The sequence below is a fragment of the Gemmiger formicilis genome, from assembly GCF_016900095.1.
GTDB lineage: Bacteria > Bacillota > Clostridia > Oscillospirales > Ruminococcaceae > Gemmiger > Gemmiger formicilis_A.
In genome coordinates, this window is sequence record NZ_JACJJP010000061.1 from 1 (window position 1) to 3821 (window position 3821).

The following is a 3821-nucleotide window of genomic DNA, read 5'->3' on the forward strand; positions in this document are numbered from 1 at the left end:
GCGGTTCTGAGCATGAAGGACAAGCAGGAACCCGACGAAGACGAAGCTGAAAACGCCTGAGTCTGAGCGCAAAACCTAATCCAAAGGTGGAAATCTTCCGCCAAACATAAGGGAAGCCCCGCACAGAGCAATCTGTGCGGGGCTTCCCTCGTTGTTGATGAAACGAGGGCTGACGTGATGAAAGAATTTTTAAAAGCATTATGCACAAAATAAGAGGCAAAAAACAAAGAAAAAGAAGCAAAAAGACGATTTCGCAAATTTTGACTATTTTGTGACCGAGTTGTGACCAACAGGGGAGTATCATAGAGCCATACAGTCAAAAATTGCCTCGATTTTTCGGAGCGATAAGGACATGGATGGAAACATCCAGAAAGGAGAAAATCATGGACATGTTATGGTTCAAGGCACGTCGAGTAATCAGCGTATTGCTGGTTTTTGCGATGCTGGCTTCCCTCACACCGGTCCAGGCGTTCGCAGTTGAAGACGATTCGACGGATACTGCGACTATGTCGGATACGATGCCGGAAGAAACCACGGAACCGTCTGACGATGAGCAGACTTCCGCGTCCAGCACGACTGCCGATAATGAGCAGACGGAGGAGGGCACTCAGGACGAAAATGTCGTACTTGAGGAAGATTCCACCGAAGCTGTTGAGACTCCGGAGGTAGATGCTGCCTCTGTCGAGACTCCGGCTGAAGAGGAAAAGGCGGCCCCTGCCGAGACTCCGGCTGAAGAGGAGGAGTCTGCCTCCAGCGAGGACCAGGCGGCAAGCGCTGCTTCCAGCGAAGCTGTTGCCTCTTCCGAAACCAACGAGGAACCTGCGGCATCTTCCGAGGCGACCACCAATGAGGAACCTGCGAGTGATCCGGCTTCTACGGATGCGGCGCAGGCAAATGGTGTGCTTTCTCTTGATGGTGCAGATGGGTCTGCTGAGGACGATGCTGCTGCTATGGAAGAGCGGACCGTGCCCGGTCAGGCCGGTAATGCCACGGCAAATGTCACGGCAGTCCTTCCGGAGGGTGTGACGGTGCAGATGTCCGCCCTGGATAAATACAGCCTGGACGATGACACCATGCAGGCATTGATGGATGCTGTCGGCAGTGCCGATATTGCGGACATCGAAGCCTACGATATCAGCCTGGTGGACGGCGAAGGCAACGCTTACACGCTGTCTGAAGGCCAGACTGCCACGGTGACTTTGTCCGGTGTGGCGCTGACTGCCGGTGAAAATCAGGAAAGATACGCTGTCCACGTCAAGGCGGACGGCTCTGTTGACATGGGCAATTTTGCCGATAACGGCGATGTGACCTTTGAAAACATCAGCTCCTTCAGCCCCTTTGTTGTGGTGACGGTGGGGACTGACGCTGGTGATAAGGCTGCAATGCTGGCAAATCTTTCCGAACAGTATTATCCGGGACAGACGATTGAAATCACTACCCAAGACACCTATGGCCGGCGAACTGATTACCGTTGGCTTCTCGATAATGAAAATGGTACAGCATTTAAAACCGGTACTAATAGGCAAAACCAGAAAGTTGTCCTTACATATACGCTTCCCAATGATATTGCCGAAGGAACACATACGATCTATTTTCAGACAGATGAAGGATTTATATGGTCTGATTGGAGGACGCAGGAAACCTTTACCTTTACGGTATATAGCCCTGTGACAAGTATTGATATCCAAGGTGACACACAAGTTGGAACGGGCGAAACCATTACCTTGACCGCTAACGTTACTCCGGATGATTGGAATGATATTACTTGGTCTTCCCAAAATTCGTACGTGGCGCAAGTGCGTGGTAATGGTAAAACAGCTACCGTAACTGGTCGTAATGGTGGCACTGCTAATATTACCGCGACTGCAGGTGGCAAAACCGCAACTATCACAATTACCGTACAGCAAAAGGTGACTATCCACTTTGATGCCAACGGAGGTCAGGGAAATTTGCCGGCCGACATCACCACTGCCAAGAGCGGCGATGAAGTTTCTATGCCGGGTGGTGGAGACCTGACAAATGGCGGACATGCGTTTTTGGGATGGTCAACAGATGAGAATGCATCCAGCGCCGGCAGTGAGCATTATAAAGTCCCCCGGTATCAGGAAGGACAAATTTACACAGTGCCTTCTAACGCTACAACGATTACGTTCTATGCGGTTTGGGGTACCGGTACTCAAGATGCAGAATTCTATATCCGCTTGGATGGCACCATCCCTACGGAGCCAATGGGATATCTCGCAAGCCAGTACTCAAAAGCTATTAAAATTAGCGGTGCCATCAAAGATGGCGGCTTCTATTTTAATAATACGACGGGGATCGGGGAACACCTGAATGCGACTCCGACTGACGATCAAATTAAAGCTGTATATCCCAGCTATGATCCAGAAAATCAGTATGTTCTGTGGTATGTAATCAAGCGTGAGTCTACATATCACGTTGATGGTGTTCTGCTGAGCAAAAACAAACACAATTTGACTTACCAATTGAACGCGGCGGATGTTGATCCCACTAGTCCGTTCCCCTTGGGCGGTCAGTATTCTGAGGGCCAAGAGGTTAAAGTGGGTTCTGAGCAGCCGACTCGTCCGGGGTATGTGTTCCTTGGTTGGTCTACAGATGCACAGGCCACAGAGGCGGAATATGTTGGCGGAAACACATTCAAAATGCCTAACCATGATGTTACGCTTTACGCTATCTGGCAGGGGCAGAGCAGGGAAGTCTGGGCCCGATTTGTAGATCAAAACGGTAGTCCTATCGAAGATCTTGAGCCATGTTCGTTGGGAGCAAACTTCAGAGTTGGCAGTGAAGCAACGGCTACCGTTGGTGAAAATGTACTTGTTCCAGATGGATATGAACTTGTAAATCCCGAAACAGAAGAATATACCATCACAGTTGTCAGCGCTGTAGATGGAAACTATATTGATATTCCTATTAAGAAAAGTACATTTAAGGTAACGTATGATGGCAATGGCAGTACCAGCGGCGCTTTACCTAATCCAAATCCTGTCGAGGGCATTGCTGCAGGAACCGAATACCAGCCTGTCGATGTTACAAATGTCACTTTGAAAAAAGAAGGATATGCGCTGGTTGGTTGGAATACTGACAAAGATGCTACCAAGGGTCTGGATAAGGTTACCGTCAACAGCGATATAACGCTATATGCAATTTGGCATCAAGCCAGAAACCCGCTGCTGTATGACCTGCAGGGAGGCAACTGGAAGGATGAAACCACGCCGCCGGCTGGATTGACCGATGTGAGTGGTAAACCGAAACCAAACGGCGGAAATTATGGACCGGGCGTTTATCTGGCAGGTAATTTTGCATATGGTGATCAGTTTACCGTTATCAGTGAGGAGCCTGTACGCGAGGGTTATACCTTTGCTGGCTGGAAGAAAGACGATACTCCTTATGAGGCTAACCAGGTAGTTGCATATCCTTACGGCCAAGACGGTTTGGAGAATGATACCTTCACACTGAAAGCTACGTGGACTCCTAAGCAAGAAGCAACTATTACCGTAATATTCAAAAATGGCAATACAGAGGTTGGAAGAGATCAGCTCATCAATCAGGTTGAAGGCAGTACGGTGATAGTAACAGTGGGTGATGGCGAAGATGAAATTGACATCCCTACGGGTTATAAACTGGCTGAAGGCCAAGCTGATTCTCAGGAAGTCGTTGTTGAGCCTGGTGATAATGAGGTTATCTTCAATGTCGTCGTGGATAATACTCAGCTTCATAGCATCACCTACACGGTGAAGTATTACAAGGATGGCGTGGAAGCCGAAAGTGTGCCGGTAACCAAGTCTGCGTGGATCAACGAC

1 protein-coding gene is annotated in these 3821 nt (G+C 49.1%); it reads left to right on the forward strand.

Annotated elements, in window-relative coordinates; genetic code table 11:
- Positions 1-383 precede the first annotated feature (383 nt).
- Positions 384-3821, forward strand: a 3438-nt coding sequence (locus tag H6B15_RS15075) for an InlB B-repeat-containing protein (protein WP_204648828.1), incomplete at its 3' end; no start/stop codon positions are given.